At 59.3% G+C, this 15,271-nt stretch carries 15 protein-coding genes and 1 pseudogene; 12 read left to right on the top strand and 4 right to left on the bottom strand.

The window, feature by feature from the left end; all coding sequences use genetic code 11:
• Window positions 1-128: 128 nt before the first annotated feature.
• The gene (locus C7I85_RS30745; protein WP_146148996.1) at window positions 129-380 is read right to left on the bottom strand and encodes a hypothetical protein; all 252 of its coding nucleotides are present in this window, start codon (window positions 378-380) and stop codon (window positions 129-131) included.
• A gap of 614 nt (window positions 381-994) precedes the next feature.
• On the opposite strand from C7I85_RS30745, the gene C7I85_RS28670 reads away from it, so the two are divergent.
• The 3 genes from C7I85_RS28670 (at window position 995) to C7I85_RS31250 (ending at window position 3,076) form a co-directional block, all read left to right on the top strand.
• Window positions 995-1,522 carry a hypothetical protein gene (locus tag C7I85_RS28670; RefSeq protein WP_106727405.1) on the top strand — a complete coding sequence of 176 codons (528 nt, stop codon included), beginning with the start codon at window positions 995-997 and terminating at the stop codon, window positions 1,520-1,522.
• Between the two features lie 635 nt (window positions 1,523-2,157).
• Window positions 2,158-2,322, top strand: a complete 165-nt coding sequence (locus tag C7I85_RS31915) for a transporter (RefSeq protein WP_245445151.1) — start codon at window positions 2,158-2,160, stop codon at window positions 2,320-2,322.
• Between the two features lie 355 nt (window positions 2,323-2,677).
• Complete coding sequence (locus tag C7I85_RS31250) at window positions 2,678-3,076, top strand: hypothetical protein (protein WP_181257444.1); 399 nt, start codon at window positions 2,678-2,680, stop codon at window positions 3,074-3,076.
• Between the two features lie 2,448 nt (window positions 3,077-5,524).
• Here C7I85_RS31250 and C7I85_RS28655 read toward each other — a convergent pair.
• The gene (locus C7I85_RS28655; protein ID WP_106727403.1) at window positions 5,525-5,965 is read right to left on the bottom strand and encodes a helix-turn-helix domain-containing protein; all 441 of its coding nucleotides are present in this window, start codon (window positions 5,963-5,965) and stop codon (window positions 5,525-5,527) included.
• Window positions 5,966-6,033: 68 nt separating this feature from the next.
• Between C7I85_RS28655 and C7I85_RS28650 the strand changes: the two genes are divergently transcribed.
• From C7I85_RS28650 to cax, 5 genes and pseudogenes are all read left to right on the top strand, one after another.
• Complete coding sequence (locus tag C7I85_RS28650) at window positions 6,034-7,233, top strand: MFS transporter (RefSeq protein ID WP_106727402.1); 1,200 nt, start codon at window positions 6,034-6,036, stop codon at window positions 7,231-7,233.
• A gap of 279 nt (window positions 7,234-7,512) precedes the next feature.
• Window positions 7,513-7,830, top strand: coding sequence for an ATPase inhibitor subunit zeta (locus C7I85_RS28645; protein ID WP_106727401.1), 318 nt, complete (start codon window positions 7,513-7,515; stop codon window positions 7,828-7,830).
• Window positions 7,831-7,991: 161 nt separating this feature from the next.
• Window positions 7,992-8,615 carry a MarC family protein gene (locus C7I85_RS28640; protein WP_181257443.1) on the top strand — a complete coding sequence of 208 codons (624 nt, stop codon included), beginning with the start codon at window positions 7,992-7,994 and terminating at the stop codon, window positions 8,613-8,615.
• A 6-nt stretch (window positions 8,616-8,621) separates the two neighbouring features.
• Window positions 8,622-8,756: pseudogene (locus C7I85_RS28635) on the top strand (ion channel); the annotation flags it as partial.
• A 27-nt stretch (window positions 8,757-8,783) separates the two neighbouring features.
• Window positions 8,784-9,878, top strand: coding sequence for a calcium/proton exchanger (cax, locus tag C7I85_RS28630; protein ID WP_106727399.1), 1,095 nt, complete (start codon window positions 8,784-8,786; stop codon window positions 9,876-9,878).
• A gap of 282 nt (window positions 9,879-10,160) precedes the next feature.
• Here the strand turns inward: cax and C7I85_RS28625 are convergent, their stop codons facing one another.
• Window positions 10,161-11,066 carry a LysR family transcriptional regulator gene (locus C7I85_RS28625; protein WP_181257442.1) on the bottom strand — a complete coding sequence of 302 codons (906 nt, stop codon included), beginning with the start codon at window positions 11,064-11,066 and terminating at the stop codon, window positions 10,161-10,163.
• 45 nt (window positions 11,067-11,111) lie between these two features.
• Here C7I85_RS28625 and C7I85_RS28620 point away from each other — a divergent pair, with 45 nt between their 5' ends.
• From C7I85_RS28620 to C7I85_RS28605, 4 genes are all read left to right on the top strand, one after another.
• Window positions 11,112-12,347 carry a serine hydrolase domain-containing protein gene (locus tag C7I85_RS28620; protein ID WP_106727397.1) on the top strand — a complete coding sequence of 412 codons (1,236 nt, stop codon included), beginning with the start codon at window positions 11,112-11,114 and terminating at the stop codon, window positions 12,345-12,347.
• A 93-nt stretch (window positions 12,348-12,440) separates the two neighbouring features.
• Window positions 12,441-13,232 (top strand): SDR family NAD(P)-dependent oxidoreductase, encoded by a 792-nt coding sequence (locus tag C7I85_RS28615; RefSeq protein ID WP_106727396.1) that lies wholly within the window; start codon window positions 12,441-12,443, stop codon window positions 13,230-13,232.
• Between the two features lie 113 nt (window positions 13,233-13,345).
• Window positions 13,346-13,714 carry a DoxX family protein gene (locus C7I85_RS28610; protein ID WP_106727395.1) on the top strand — a complete coding sequence of 123 codons (369 nt, stop codon included), beginning with the start codon at window positions 13,346-13,348 and terminating at the stop codon, window positions 13,712-13,714.
• 283 nt (window positions 13,715-13,997) lie between these two features.
• Window positions 13,998-14,228 carry a hypothetical protein gene (locus C7I85_RS28605; protein ID WP_146148994.1) on the top strand — a complete coding sequence of 77 codons (231 nt, stop codon included), beginning with the start codon at window positions 13,998-14,000 and terminating at the stop codon, window positions 14,226-14,228.
• A gap of 48 nt (window positions 14,229-14,276) precedes the next feature.
• Here C7I85_RS28605 and C7I85_RS28600 read toward each other — a convergent pair whose 3' ends face one another.
• Window positions 14,277-15,188 carry a LysR family transcriptional regulator gene (locus C7I85_RS28600; RefSeq protein ID WP_245445150.1) on the bottom strand — a complete coding sequence of 304 codons (912 nt, stop codon included), beginning with the start codon at window positions 15,186-15,188 and terminating at the stop codon, window positions 14,277-14,279.
• Window positions 15,189-15,271 lie beyond the last annotated feature (83 nt).

The following is a 15,271-nucleotide window of genomic DNA, read 5'->3' as shown; positions in this document are numbered from 1 at the left end:
ACCGACGAACAGATCCATGGGCATGGCTCCTTGACCAGTTAAGCTTGAGGAGCCTGCCCGCAGATTGAAATCCTGTCACCCCCGCAGCGGGAGCGCCACGGGAGCCCCAATCATCCGATCTTTTTTGATCATCTTTCGGGAGCGCCAGGCGAGCGATTGCTCTGTTTGCCGCCTTGCACGAGCCGCCAGTCGGTGCGCAGTTCGATATAGCGTTCAAGTGCCTCGGCCAGATCGGCCTCTTCTGTCACGCCCTCCTGGTACTTGCGCATCAGAAAGCGTGCTGCCTCATCGCCGCCGCCTATTGGCAGACGTGCGCCGCTGAGAACACGTTTGATCTTTCCAAGATCGGACGCAGATAAGTACGGGTGACTTGTAGACACATCTTTTCTCCCGGGTTGCTTTGTCATTGTCCCCCGGGGCTGCCCTGTCATCTAAAATGTCCCTGTCGATGCCGTGCGTCCAGAGCCCTGGCTGGCTCATATCTTCAAATGACGCCGCCTCATCTCATGCGGCCTGCCTTTCGTTTCAGAGCTGCGGAGAAATAACGTCGAGGCGCGCAGATTAGCGGCGACATCTTCGCCCATATATCGCCCGCCTCACGCTTGGGCGGGTCTTTTTCGATACTGGAGCGGTTTGCCCTTACGTGACCGCCGGTTTGGCCAGTGCTATCCTCATTTTCGGTGAGCTAACTTCATAGCGGTCAAGCTGTAGCCCGCCTCGGTTGCCGGGGCGGGCTGTTTTTTGCCTCGAGACAAGGCTCAAGGGACGGTTCACTCATGGCGCTTGCCATTTTGATCGAGACTTTCGAGCACGCAGTAATACTAACGTGTCAGGGCTAACCCCTTCACGGGGTCGCTGTAATACCTGAATTGCCTTTGAGAATCTCATAATAAACAATCGGGTCGCTGCGAGAACTACCTCGTGGTGGGGGACAGATGGTCGCGTAACAGCGGCCTTTTCTTGGTCGAATGTACCCAAGCGAAAGGACCCCGATATGAAAAAGATTCTCCTCGCCTCGATTGCAGTTCTTGCCATGTCCGCCTTTGTTGCTGAAGGCGCGTATGCAGGTGGCGGCGGCGGCAACCAAAATGGCGGGTCGAACAACGGAAACGGCAACGGAAACGGAAACACTGGAAATAACAACGGCAACAACAACGGAAACAACAACACTGGCTCCGGAAACGGAAACAACAACGGCAACCATAATTCCGGTTCAAATAACGGGAACGGGAACGGAAATAACAATAGTGGGAACAATAACGGAAACAATAACGGAAACAATAATTCCGGATCGGGCAACGGCAATAACAACGGCAACCACAACTCGGGATCGGGCAACGGGAACGGGAATGGAAATCACAACAGGGGATCGAATAACGGGAACTGGAATGGAAACAATAACTCCGGTTCGAATAACGGCAACTGGAACGGTAATAACAATTCCGGCTCGAACAACGGCAACAACAATGGCAACGGGAATATCCGCGGTCACCATCACCATCATCACAAATCAACTTGGTGAGGGCATCACCGGATCTTCTGAGAGCCCGCCGGCTAAGACGCTCTCATGAACGCATTATAGCCCGTCGTCTCACAAGACGGCGGGCCATCTCGCATTTTGGCGCAGCCATAGCGATTGGTGGGGTGATGTCCTTGAGGTGGTGCCGGCGGCGTGAAGATGGCCTACTCAACTCGATCGGTGCCCAAACAGCCGGCGGGCATTTCTCACTCAAAACACCAAAGTATCTGTGCTTCCGACCGGACGATCGTCGCCATACGCAGATGTCTCTCCACCCTAATCATGGTGGCCGCCCTCGAGCGTCAGCGCGGAATGCTTCCTAGAAGACAGGGCTAGGCCGGGACAACAGCGTGATTGGCGCATTGGATAGATGCGCCCGTCTTGCCCTTCGCGAGCGCGCATTTTCATGTAGCGGCGTCGATCAACCCGTAATCTCGGTGGAAATGCGAATTTCCTCGACCTCGCCATGTTGTGCAAGCGTCGCCGATTCCGACACCCAGCCTGAATGTCCGGCGATCGATCGGCCATCCCCCCCAGATTCCTCGCGATGCGCGACCGTCCTCATGAGCGAGATAGAGCTTTTCCCCGCTCGATGCATGGTTGGCATTCTTCATGCCAAAGGATTTCACTCGCAGTTCTTGAACGAGCATCTGCAACTCGGCGTCGTGGGTTACGCCTACCAGCAGCTTTCCGGGGACAGCGGCCAGGGCGCCGTGCTCGGCCCCTTCGAATCCCGCGTTTTCGGCATCGGCCCCGAGATCGGCACAAGTTCGACGTCAACGACAAGACCGCGGGATACGTGAACCTAAAGGGCTATTGGGAGTTCGGCTCGAGACACCGTCCCGAAGGATGGAATGTCTGGCTGACCCTTTCCTTCTCGCCGGCACCGAAGAAGAAGACAAGCGAACAGTAGCCACTTCGGGTCGGTCTCTTTGCACTGAACACGAATACTTCCGGCATCCGCTATGAGTTCGGACCATCTTTCGCCAAGAAATGGTCGAGCGACCCCTTCGGGTCAGAAGTGCTGGTCCGGGAGAAAGTCCGCTTTTGGTCCCGCATAGTGTCCCGGATGGCAGGTGCCATAGTAGCGGTAGACCCAGGGATCACAGTAGGAAGAATACCACCACGGCACGCCTAGCCCGGAAAGAAGACGTTGTCGTGGTCACGGAAGAAGCGCCGATGATGGAAGAAGCGGCCATCACGGAAGCGCTCACCGCGGAAACCGCGGAAACCGTGGAAACCGTGGAAACCACGGAAGTCTTCACCGCGGAAGCCTTGGAAGCCACCCATGCCGTGGAAGCCCATGGCGGGGAAGCCGCGGTGGAAGCCGCCGCCCATGCCGTGGAAGCCGCCAAAGCCATGGAAGGGTCCACCGCCGTGGAAGGAGCCACCGCCGTGGAAGAACCGACCACCGTGGAAGGGGCCGCCGCCGTGGAAGCCGCCGAAGCCGCCACCGCCGTGCATCATGAAGCCGCCGCCCATCCCATGACCGCCGCCGCCCATGCCGCCGCGGGCGAGTTGCGCTCCGCCGCCAGAATCACCAGGAGTGCGCACTAGCACGGCTGACTCAAACCGGCCTTGGCAGGCTGCGGCGGTGCAGGGATGATCCCATGTCTGTGCACCTGCTGCGGGCACTGCGGAAAGTGGGCTAGGAATGCTCGCGGAATACGCGGGAGTGCTATAGAGCGCTGCAATGCCCAGCAACCCTGAGCATGCGAGTGTTGCGAGGGTGCGTCTCAATGTCGTCTCCATGGAAAGTTGTCCGTGGAGCTCAAGGCCTGCGATGATCGTGGGGGTTGGATCTCGATGCGATGATCGTGGGGTTGGGCCTTAAAGCAGAAGTGCCGATGAGCGCTCCTATGCCCAGCAATCCCGAACAAGCGAGTGTTGAGAGGTAGTGTCTCATTGTCTTCTCCAAGGGAAATTGTCCGTCGGGAGCTCTAGGCCTAGCAATGATCGTGGGGAGGATGGGCCTCCGCGCGATGATCGTGAGGGCTGGCCCTCAATCGGACGTTGCGAGCGAACGCATCGCGAACAAGAAAGTTCCCTGGAACGGGACGTTCTTGAGTTCACTTCATAAAGGTGCCGCCCGCCCGAGGCATCAAGGCCGGCCGCATACCTGCGGGGAATGTGTCTTTCCCGAGAACAGAAGCAGTCTAGTTATCACCGATTCAATCGTCAGGTCATGGAAAACGATTTCAATGCCGCTCCGTCTCGCTGCCGGCGCTCCCGATTTTACCGATTCCGGACCTTTGAAGGGATTTCCCGAACGTTGAGGTGGAGGAGATTATCTTTAAGGCCAGCGCGGCCACCCGAGCAGCGCGTATCTTGCTTTAAGAAAAGGAGATTGAAATTGGCGATGTATAGCCTTGGGAGGGGCTTGGGGAATGAAAATTCGTGCGCATGCTGCAATCTGCGCGGCGGTATTGGTGTCCGCTATGACTTGGTCAATACTAGCCGATGCCAGAAACTCCTGGCGTAATATCTATGGTTTCAGGATGGGCTGACTGCGAGCTGCCTCAGCAAGCATCGGAGCGGCCGTAATGTCTATCCGCTGACAAAACAGAAGAACTACCACTCTCGGCGATGCTGATCTCTGTTCTGTCGAGAGGATTTGAGATGCCCGACATACGTGATCGCTTTATAGTTGTTCCGCTCGCTACCGATGAACGCCTGGCTTGCATCTGCATGTGGCGTCGACTTGAAGGAAGCCGCGGCAGCCGTTATGCCGAATGCCTTCTTGCGGCTGGCTATTTGAAACTCGAGCGCGGGCTCTGTGAAGATACGGAGACGATCGGGAGAGCGTGACTATCATTTTTGTGCGCGCGCTTCGCATTACGGGGGGTGGCCGGAGCAGCCGACGATCTTCAGCACCGAGAATTCAGTACGGTTGCGGCACGCCAGAAGTCGCGCCAGCTTCAATGGAGATTGCGGCCGTGTGCGTGGGGACGATCTGCGGCATTCACGTTTGGGTGAGTCGGTCGGGTGCGCGACATGCCGTGGGTTCTTTTGTATGTCTTGCCGTATGTCCTACCACCTATCGTGCGACCGTCCTGGTAATTGGCGGGAGCCGTGACCCCTGTTGCACCGCCAACTCCCGTCGTCGACGTAAGAGCCATGAGGCTTATGGAAAGCGAGAAAAGCAACGTGCGCATAGCCGTCACCTCCTTAGCCTTGATTTCGCAAAATGCACCTGGGCGCGCCAGTACGCCACCCCGCCGTTTGGAAGCCGACGGTCGCGATTTTAGCCATTTGATTGGTTTCAAACGATCGAACTGGAATCAGGTTCCTGAAGTACGAAAAACGCCAGCCCAGGGAAGCGGAGCGTACAGTTCAGGCAGTGAACCAGCTTATTCGCGGGGACAGTTTGGCTCGAGTTCGTCTGCGGACACTGCGGACTGGTGAGGCGTACACTGATGGGATAGCGGCCTTGTGCACCGAGTTGCGTTAGAATCCGCGGCCGCAATAACCGCCGAAACATGGCCAGGAGCGCCGGCATTCGCTTAATCGGCACTCCTGGGTGTGAGACGAGCCGTCGGCCCGCGGGGCATGTGCTTCTTCGGATGCGGGCAGAACCGCCGGGAGATGGCCCTGCAGTTGTCTGGCAGCAAACATCGACTTGCAGACTCGCTCTCGGTAATGGCCGCTTTCGGGCAGTGGCAAAGATGCCCTCAACGACCGACATGGGGCGAGAAGCGGAAGGTCCGCTTTCCGGCTTCAACGCCAATGTTGGTTCCGGGCCATCACCAACCCGCGGTATCCACAGGTTCACAAACCAAGCCTCGGCTGTCTGCCTAGGCTTCATTCGATGCCACCGTCGTCACGCATCACGCCGCTGAAAGGCTGACCGAGGCGCTTGTCGATCACCGGGTGCCAGGGCACGAGCTGAAAGCCGAACCCGTCGTTGCGGGCAGTCGCCCCCCGTTGTTGCGACGCACGCTTGAGCCGGCCACGTCGGGCTCCGTTTCACCTTGTCCTCACACTCGCAACAGCTCTCCGCGTGACTTAGCGGCGCCGCTCCGCCCCGGTTCTTGCGGGCAGCTTCCTAGGTTCTGTCGTGCGCGATGCTGCCTTCATGAGCTTACGGAAAGTCGGGCATTCCAAGTGGCTCGGCGCCTTGCAGTCGGCAACATGCCGGAGCGTGTCACGCAACACACGGAGCTTTGCCATCTGCCGCTGCAGGTCGTCCGCTCTGGCGCGCAGCTCGTCGCGCGGCATATCAAGCTGGCCATCCTGCCCGAACATGGCCGCAATCTCCACAAGCGAGAAGCCGGCTGCTCTGCCAAGGGCGATCAGAGAGAGCTTCAACAGCTCGTCCGCATCGAACTGCCGGCGCAATCCGCGCCTGCCAACGGAGCGGATCAAGCCGAGTTCCTCGTAATACCGCAGCGTTGAAGGGGGGACGCCGGAGCGATCCGCGACCTCGCCGATATCCATCATTTTCATGCTTGACCTCAAGTTGGCTTGAAGTCGTAGCCTCCCTCACAATGACGAGTTCAGCAAGAGGGACGACGATGACAAGCGTAGTGGATGTCACGGAAACAAGGGTCTGGCGGGACAGTCGGGCGGTAGCGCTTTTGATGGCGGCAACACTGACGGTTATGGCAAACGCAACGATCAGCCCGGCACTGCCGGGATTGCAGCATCTCTTTGCGGACGACCCTCACGCGGCGATGCTGACGCGACTGTTGGTTCCCGCACCATCATTGAGCATTGCCCTGCTAGCTCCGCTCACAGGTCTTGCGGTCGATCGGTTTGGACGTCGATTCCTGCTGCTCACCGGCATCTTGCTGTTCGTTGTTTCGGGAAGCGCCGGGCTGTACCTGCCAGATCTCCCGACGATCTTCATGAGCCGCATGATTCTGGGAGTTGCGGTTGCGTTCATCATGACCGCGCAAACCGCCCTGATCGGCGATTATTTTACCGGCGAGACCAGAAGCGCGCTGACCGGATTGCAGATTTCGGCGCGAAACTTTGGTGGTCTGGTATTCATCCTCCTGGCCGGCTCGGTTGCGGCAATATCGCCACGTCTGGCTTTCGGCGTGTATGGACTGGCGGTTCTGGTACTGCCGTTGACGTGGATGGCGATCGTTGAGCCGCGCCGAACCTTACCTATCCGGCAAGCCGGCCACGAGACTGGGACCGGGGAGCCCGTTCGCAGGCGTCTGCTTTTCATGGGCCTGATGGCTGTTCAGTCGCTGACCAACATGATCTTCTTTATCATGCCAACGCAGTTGCCGTTCTTTCTGGATGCCCGGGGCTATCACAGCGCCACGTTGACGGGCATGACCCTAAGCATCCTGATGCTGGCCGGCGGCTGCCTGGCGCTGCTCTACACGCGCATTCAACGTACTATCGGCTATGCAGGCGTCTTTGCGTTTGGGTATGCCGCTATGGCGATCGGCTTTCTACTGCTGGTCCTGTCGCCACCGTTGTTCCTGACATTTGCCGGCGCTGCCTCGATCGGCGCAGGTTACGCATTTGTCTCGCCCACCTTCGTCACCATAACGCTCAATCTTGCGCCATCACATCGACGAGGGGTGGCAGGCGGTATTCTGACGGCCTCGGTTTTCATCGGGCAGTTCTGCTCTCCTTTGCTCAGCACGCCGGCAGTTTCAGGCTTTGGTTATGACGGGCTGTTCTTTGGCGCAGTCGTGGTCCTAACCATTATGGCCATCGCAGCGCTGAGCAGCACTGTCATGCGCTCGCGTTAGGCATTTCGAGACGCCCTATTCGACCACACGCGTCATTGGTGTTAGCCCCAGAGGATTACTGGTCAGCGGTCCGCGTTCTTTGTGTAATAGGGCCGTGGCCAGTCGATTAGGCGGCGCAGCCTGTCACGGACATGCAAGCGGCAATTGAGTGTCCTGCCACCTACCGTGCGACCATTATGGCTGAAATTCGTGGACTCGGACGACGACTTCGACGATGATGAGTAAGATGGCGGCCGTGACTGATTGTGACGTGAGCCGAGCCAGCTAGGTGCATTTGCAATGCCCAACCTCGATGAAAACACCCTGCGAATAGTGCGCCGCAACATACTCCTTGGGATGTGGGCGGCGGAAAAATTGGGGCTCGTGGGCGAAAGCGCTGACGCCTATTCGACCGATCTCGGCATGCGCGCGTTTGATTACTGCGACGTGGCTAGCAAAATTCGCGAAGATTTCAACGCTGCGGGCGTGGTCGAATCCGACGAGGAAATTCGACGCATCATGAATGAGTCCTGGCTCCAAGCGTCGAGCGGCAAACGAACAGGAGATGCTCGCGACGGCGCGATGGTACAGATCGTGCGCAATCTTGTGCTGAAATGACAACCTCACCGAGGTGCGTTCCCAATCCGGGTCCCTTTCTCCAAGGCTGTCAGGGAATTTTGCTCAGCTATCCATTTTGATCCATGGTCGCCGGCATAGCTTCGTTTGACATCCGCCATAAATGTCCAATGTCCAGATCCACTCAAAGGTGCGGGCGTCCGATGGAAGACCATCTGCAAGCCATCGTCACCCTCGTCTCGCTGGTCAATCCCATGGTCTGCGCGATGATGTTCGCTGGCCTGACTGCCGGGCGGACGGGGGCGCAGCGCGTTTCGGATGCGACAAGGGCGATCCTGACCATCGCCGTGGTGCTGATCATCGCGGCGCTTGCGGGCGCTCGGATACTCGACATCTTCGGCATACCACTGGATGTGTTTTCCGTGGCTGGCGGGATCGTCCTGTCCTTCATTGGTTTCACCATGCTGTCCGGATCCAGGTCGGACAACGCGCCCGATCCCGCAACTCAGAGTCCCGATCCATCTGCTGCGGGCGCGACGCTGGCGCCGATGATCCTGTTTGCGGCCAGCCCCGGTACCATCACCGGGGTCATCACCATCGCGGCGGCGACGCGTTCGCGCACAGGCATCCCTCTTCCAGCGCTAACTGGCATATGCGTGGTCCTGATCATCACCTGGGTACTGCTGATGCTGGTTGCACGCCGATCGAAAAAGCCGAAAAGGCCAGGCCTGGCTCATGACATGGCGACCCGATACATGGGCTTGATCGTGATCGCGATGGGGATCAAGTTTGCCCTGACCGGATACAAGGCATTCATGGCTGGTTGAGGTCAGGGGTACGGCGACGTTGTTCCTGTGGAGCGTTGGCGGCTGCTGGGCCCAATGACCGCGATGAACGGCGTGCTGCTGTTCGGGTGGTCGACTGCGGTCATTTTTGAAGTTCTGCGGAGAGTATTGGCACGACAGTAGCGAAAAATCAGAGGAGGGTCGTAGAACATGGACCCGCTGCTCAAGGAACTCCGCCATAACCCTTTGCTCTGGCTCCTGGTACTTGTGCCGGTGGCGTTGGTCGCTGCGCAACTGCTCCCCAACGCGCACACGCTTCTTTTCGTCCTCTCAGTGCTCGCGATCGTGCCGCTTGCCGCCTTGCTCAGTCATGCTACCGAATCTGTCGCAGAAAAGACTGGCGACGCTGCAGGCGGGCTGCTCAATGCTACACTTGGAAACCTGACGGAACTGGTCATTGCGGGGGCGGCTCTCCGGGCGGGGGAGTATGCGCTGGTGAAAGGCTCCATAGCCGGCGCTATTGTTACCAACACGCTTTTCATGCTTGGAGCATCCTTTCTTCTCGGAGGCCTCAAGCACCATCTCCAAGAGTTCAATCGGCCTACCGCCCGCCTGCACGCAGCTTTGCTCTTTCTAGCTACGATTGCGCTCATAAGTCCTTCGGCGATCGCCCAAGCTGACTTGCTGCCGGGCGCTGCTTTGACCCAGAAGCTCAGCGTCGCCTTGGCCGTCCTGCTGATTGCCGGATATGCATTGGGCCTGCTGTTCTCGCTTAAGACACATCGCGAAATTTTTTCCGGCGCAGAGCACACGCAAACGGGCGAACCTGCCTGGCCGATAGGGCTAGCCCTAGTCACGCTTGCCGTAGCAACGGTTTTCGTGGCGTTAGTGAGCGAGATTTTCGTTGAGTCGGTACAGAAGACGGCAGAGACTTTCGGCATGAGCCAGGCGTTTGTCGGTTTTATTGTCGTGGCACTCGTCGGTGCTACCGCGGAAATGGCGGTGGCCTTTTCCGCGGCACGCAGGAACCGGCTCGACCTGAGTGTGGGGATTGCGCTGGGTAGCGCGTCCCAGATCGCGCTATTCGTCGGTCCCGTGCTCGTGCTTCTTAGTTATACCATCGGACCGACGCCAATGGATCTGCAATTCTGGCCCGGCGCGGTAGTGATGGTCTTTGTTGCCACACTTGTCGCGGCGTTCATCACAAGTGGCGGACGTTCGGCCTGGTTCGTTGGCGTCCTTCTCATATTCGTCTACGCGGTCTTTGCTATCACGCTATATCTGCTGCCGCCGCAAGTGCCGTGACTTTGATACGTCGTCGAATGGCCGGCTAGTGTCCGCCATGGGGCCGTTTATGGACTGGCCACTTTTGAAATGAAGAAAGCGATAGCGGCCATTAAGCCGGCGTGACCGACGCCGCTTATGCCCTGGTGCTGCCGTTGCCGTCCCAAGCCAGCTTCTCCAATGCTGACGTCCAACGAGCTGACTGCTGGCCTCAAATGTTGACTTTCATCGAGCGTCAACTGAGCCGATTTTTGCCGACCTTCCGAATACCAGCCCAGAGTTAGGGATATGTCCCTCCGAGGTTCATACTTGGACTGCCTGACCTGCTCTGAACCATTGGATGAATGCTCTCAGCTTCGTCGGCTGGAGGTTGCGAGACGGGAAGTAGATGTGAAAATGCTGCGGTTCCGGCTCAAAGGCGTCGAGGACGCTCATCAGCTCGCCCGATTTCAACGCTTCCTCCTCGGTGGCTCGGAAGCGTTGCGCCAATCCCAGTCCCGCGCGCGAAGCCAGCGCGAAATGTCCGTTGTCGTCCAGGATCAAGGCCGCCGGTGGGTCGAGGTGGATGGTTTCTTCACCGCGCCGGAACGTGAGCGGCTCCAGCCGGCCACTGCCGGGAAAGCGGTAGCGGATGACCGCATGCTGAACCAGTTCTTCCAGCGTTCTTGGCACGCCTGCCCGAGCCAGGTAATCCGGGCTTGCAAGGATGGAACGCCGTAGCGGCGGCCCGATCGGCACGGAGATCATGTCCAGTTCAAGCGCCCCGCGAAGCCGTATGCCGGCGTCAAAGCCGTTGTTCACGATGTCGGTGAGGCGGTCATCCGTAGACAGCTCCAGACGGACTGCAGGGTAGCGCCGAACGAACTCGGCCAGCTTGGGCAGGATGCAGACCTCCGCTGCGAGCCTCGACAGGCTGATCCTGAGATGGCCTGACGGCTCGCCGTCAGCTTCCTTGATCGCCTCGATGGCTCCCGAAAGCGTACCGATCGGTCCGTCGATCGCCTCCAGCAGTTGGTGGCCGCGTTCGGTCAGACGGACGCTGCGGCTTGTCCGGTCGAACAGGCGTATCCCCAAGCGGTGCTCGAGCTGGCGGATCGCCTGCGAAACTGCTGAAACCGAGATGCCGAGCCGGCCGGAGGCCGCGGTGAACCCGCCGGCCCGGGCGACAATGCGGAAAATGGGCAGCGCGGCCAGAATGCTGGAATCCATTGTTAAGCCTACCTTCATGATGCTTACAGAGACGTGCCTGTTTTTATGGCGGGTTGTCGAGGCTATTTCTCTGTTCAGCAGCGAAATGGAGGTCCAACCGTGTTACCAGAAGCATCTACTCCGACCGCAAGCGAAGCGGTGCCACCCCCTCAGCCCTTCCGTCACACGATCACCGCCCTCGATGACGCCATCGACAGCGCACTCGCAGACGAACGCATTGTCGGATGCGTGCTTCTAATATCTGCGAAGGGCCGTATCGTGTTCGAGCGTGCCGCTGGGTTAGCCGACCGTGAAACGGGGCGCCCGATGACGATCGACACGCCGTTCCGTTACGCGTCCCTCACCAAACCGTTCACAACCATGGCAGCGCTCAAGCTGATGGACACCGGAGTGCTGGCCGCCGACGATCCAGTCGAGAAGTGGTTGCCAGGCTTCACGCCCGCGACCAACGACGGGGCGGCTGCACGTATCACCGTGGCCCATCTGATGTCGCATACGGCAGGTCTCGACTACCGCTTCCAGCAGGAAAGGGACGGGCTCTACGCCAGGGCCGGCATCTCGGATGGGCTCGACGAAGCTAACCTGTCGCTTGCAGACAACATTGCTCGCATCGCCTCGGTACCACTGAACAGCCCACCCGGCGCTGCCTGGCGTTATTCTGTCGCAACCGACGTGCTGGGAGGCGTGATCGAAGCGGTCACAGGCAGGCCGCTCCCAGAGGCCATCGCCAATCTGGTCACCTGTCCACTTGGCCTGGCGGCGTCTTTTCAAGCTGTGCCCGGCGAGCTGGCAACGCCCTATTACGCCGGCGCAATGGCGCCGATACGTATGGCCGGCATAACGGAGGTGCCGCTGCCGGCATATCTCGGTTCGGCAGTGCGGTTCGATCCAGCACGGATTGGGCGAGATAGCTCCTTTCCGTCCGGCGGTGCGGGTATGGCGGGGACTGCGCACGATATGATGCGCCTCCTGGAGGCATATCGCGACGGAACTTTCCTGACTGCAGCACGCCGGGAGGAAGCTCGACAGGTCCACGTCGGTGGTGAAGCCATGACACAGGGTCCGGGCTGGGGCTTCTCCTGGGCCGCCGCGGTGCTCATCGATCCTGCAGAGGCGAATACAACGCTTTCGCCTGGAACGGTGTCGTGGGGCGGTGTGTACGGTCACTGGTGGTGCATCGATCACCGGCGCGAATGCACCGCGGTTCTGCTGACGAACACAGCCTACGAAGGAATGATCGGGCGACTGCCACAGGACATCGCAAAGGCGCTGGGCAGCTAGTTCGACCCGCTGGGCAAGCGAGTGGAGGCCGCGCCATGGCTTCGCGCCCGGCGCATCTGATTGCCGCACAAATGCAAATCTGAGGAGACAGAAATGACAGGAAATTTTGGTCTTTCCGATAAAGTCGCCCTGGTGGTCGGCGCCAGCAGGGGCATTGGCGCGGAGACTGCCAAAGCGTTCGCCCGGGCCGGTGCTGCCGTCGTGCTCGCGGCACGCAACCAAGCGGCAATCGAAGAGGTGGCACGGGAAATCCAGGCGACGGGTGGTCGGGCCCTTGCCGTTTCGGCCGACGTTACCGATCCCGACAGTATGGAAGCCCTCGTCTCAAGGGCCAATGATGTGTTCGGACGCCTCGATGCAGCGTTCAACAATGCGACCGACGGGCCGAAGCCCGCCCCCCTCGCAGAGATAGATGCCGACGCGTTCGACCGAGGCATACGAACCAATATTCACGGTACGTTTCATGGCATGAAGTTTCAAATTGCAGCCATGCTTGAATGTGGTGGCGGGACCATCGTCAACACGGCTTCGACGGCCGGAGTTGAAGGCGCTTCGGGCCTCTCCGCCTATGTGGCGGGCAAGGCCGGCATTATCGGGCTCAGTCGCGCTGCCGCCCTCGACTATGCCGACAAGAACATCCGAGTGAATGTGGTGGCGCCAGGCCCCATCCTGACCCACCATCTGGAGGCCGCAGGCCAGGAAGTGCAACGCATGGCTGCGATGGCCGTCCCGATGGGAAGGATAGGATCCGTCGCAGATGTCGCCAACACCGTGCTCTGGCTTTCCTCGCCGTTATCCGGTTTCACCACCGGAGCAGTCCTCCCCGTGGACGGCGGACAGCTTTCTGGCCGCATCATAAAGTCGAGTTACCGACGCGACGTGTGAAAGTTTCGTAGCGCCCACCAAACTTGCAACCTGAACTGACGGCTGCCGATTCGACAATTCGTGAATCTAGACGGGAAAGAACTCGCCGTCTCTTCAATCAACTAGGTAACACAATGATACCGTTCATCCACAATGTCGGCTTGGCGCTGCTCGGCGGTGTCTTCGTCTGGGCTGGTGCCGAGCACTTCCTCAAGTTCAGGGAGGTTGTCACGCAACTGGTCGCACGGCAGTTCCCTGCCGCGACCGTTCTTCTAGCGGCAGGATCCGCGGTGGAGATCATAGCTGGCCTGTGCCTTGCAGCAGACGTTGCCAGGCCCTATGCCGCGCTGGCACTGATCGTCTTCACGATTTCCGCCAGCGTAATGGCTCTCAATTTCTGGCGTTATTCCGGTCCCGAAAGGCAAGGGTTGCGTTCGGCCTTCACCATCAACATCGCTGTCGTCGGCGGATTGATTATTGCTGCGACGACCAGTTTCCAGTGACGGCGTGACGCGACTTTTGATTGCGCCCGTGGCGCAAGAAATCTGCGTGTTGACCCTCAGCAGCCGGCCGGTCCGGGCTGGCCGACCCGAAACGGGTGGGCAATATCCGCGCCAGCGATGTCCGCTTCTGGAGGACGGCAGGGGCCAGTGGTATGACCGAGATGGCGCGCGAAGCTGACCGGCAGTCCTGGGCCGGAGGCAGAATGGGCGCTTTTGGAGCGCGAGGGCGGGAAAGCAGACATACCGTATGTGTTCCGGCCACCCACGCACGGTTGTGATCGGCATGAACATGCCCCCGCTTGCAATCATCAACGACGTGGCAGGTCTCGTAACAGTGGTGGTGGACGTTTCGCTCTTTCAAGCCGCGCAAGTTATCTGCATGGAGCCGATCGACGCGGATCAAGATGCGGACGAGATCAGGGCCGAGATTACCGCGATGCTCGCGCGGTTATGGGCGTCGTGCAAGGCGGCTCGGTTTCGTGGTAGATCGACGGCAGCGGGGGTGGGATCGTAACGCGAATGTTCATTCCCTCCATCAGCATTCCGTTCTCGTTCGACGAAATCATTCTCTTGCTATCTCGATCAGTTGATTTCGCAGCCACATCAATGCCGGGTCGGCATGGGCGCGCGGATGCCATGCGGCAAACAGGTTGAAGCCCTGGGCAGAGAACGGCAGCTCGAAAAGGTCCAACCGATGATCGGCAAAACGGGCTGCGAACCGTCGTGGCAGTGTCGAAACGAAGTCGGTCGAGGCGACAATCATCGGTGCCATGACAAACTGATGGACGGATAGTGCCACGCTGCGCCGATAGCCGAGCTTTTCGAGCTGTTCGTCGATGAAGCCGTGAAAGCTTCCGCCACTGGTTGAAACCAGAACATGCTCCAGCTTGCAGTATGCATCGAGATCGAGCGGCGCACGGCCGCGCGGATGGCCCTTGCGCTGGATCATCACATAGCTTTCCTCCAGCAGCTTGCGCGCCTTCATTGCCGGCGGGACCATGCGGTCCGAGCCGATGAGCAGATTGATCTCTCCGCGCTCCAATTCGGCGGCCACATCAGTTCCGGTGCTGGAAAATGAGAGCCTGATCCCTCGACCAGCCGTTTGGCGAAGGCGCTCGATCAACGGCAATCCGAGCACAACGACGGCGTTGTCCGTAGTGGCGATCGCGAAGGTTCGCGCATCCGTTCGAGGGTCGAACTGAGCAGGGGTGCGGACGACCGCCTCAAGGTCTTTCAGCGCAGCGTGCAAGGGTTCTCGGAGTTCCAGCGCGCGGCTGGTCGGCAACATGCCGCGCCCCTTTTCGGACGGAACAAGGAGTGGATCATCAAAGATGGCACGCAAGCGCGCGAGCTGCGCTGACAATCCCGGCTGCGTCACGCCGAGGCGCGCAGCGGCGTGTGTAACGTTGGCCTCCTCGATCAGCACATCAAGGGACCGCAGCAGATTGAGGTCAATGCCTCTCATATCACCCATGGCTATTGGTCCCATACCGACAATCGATTTCAAGTATACCATTGCATCGCACTAAGTCACGTCCAACGCATCTGAACCCGCAC

Source organism: Pseudaminobacter soli (ex Li et al. 2025) (assembly GCF_003012705.1).
Taxonomy (GTDB): Bacteria; Pseudomonadota; Alphaproteobacteria; order Rhizobiales; family Rhizobiaceae; genus Pseudaminobacter; species Pseudaminobacter soli.
This window is presented reverse-complemented; position numbering and strand designations above follow the sequence as displayed.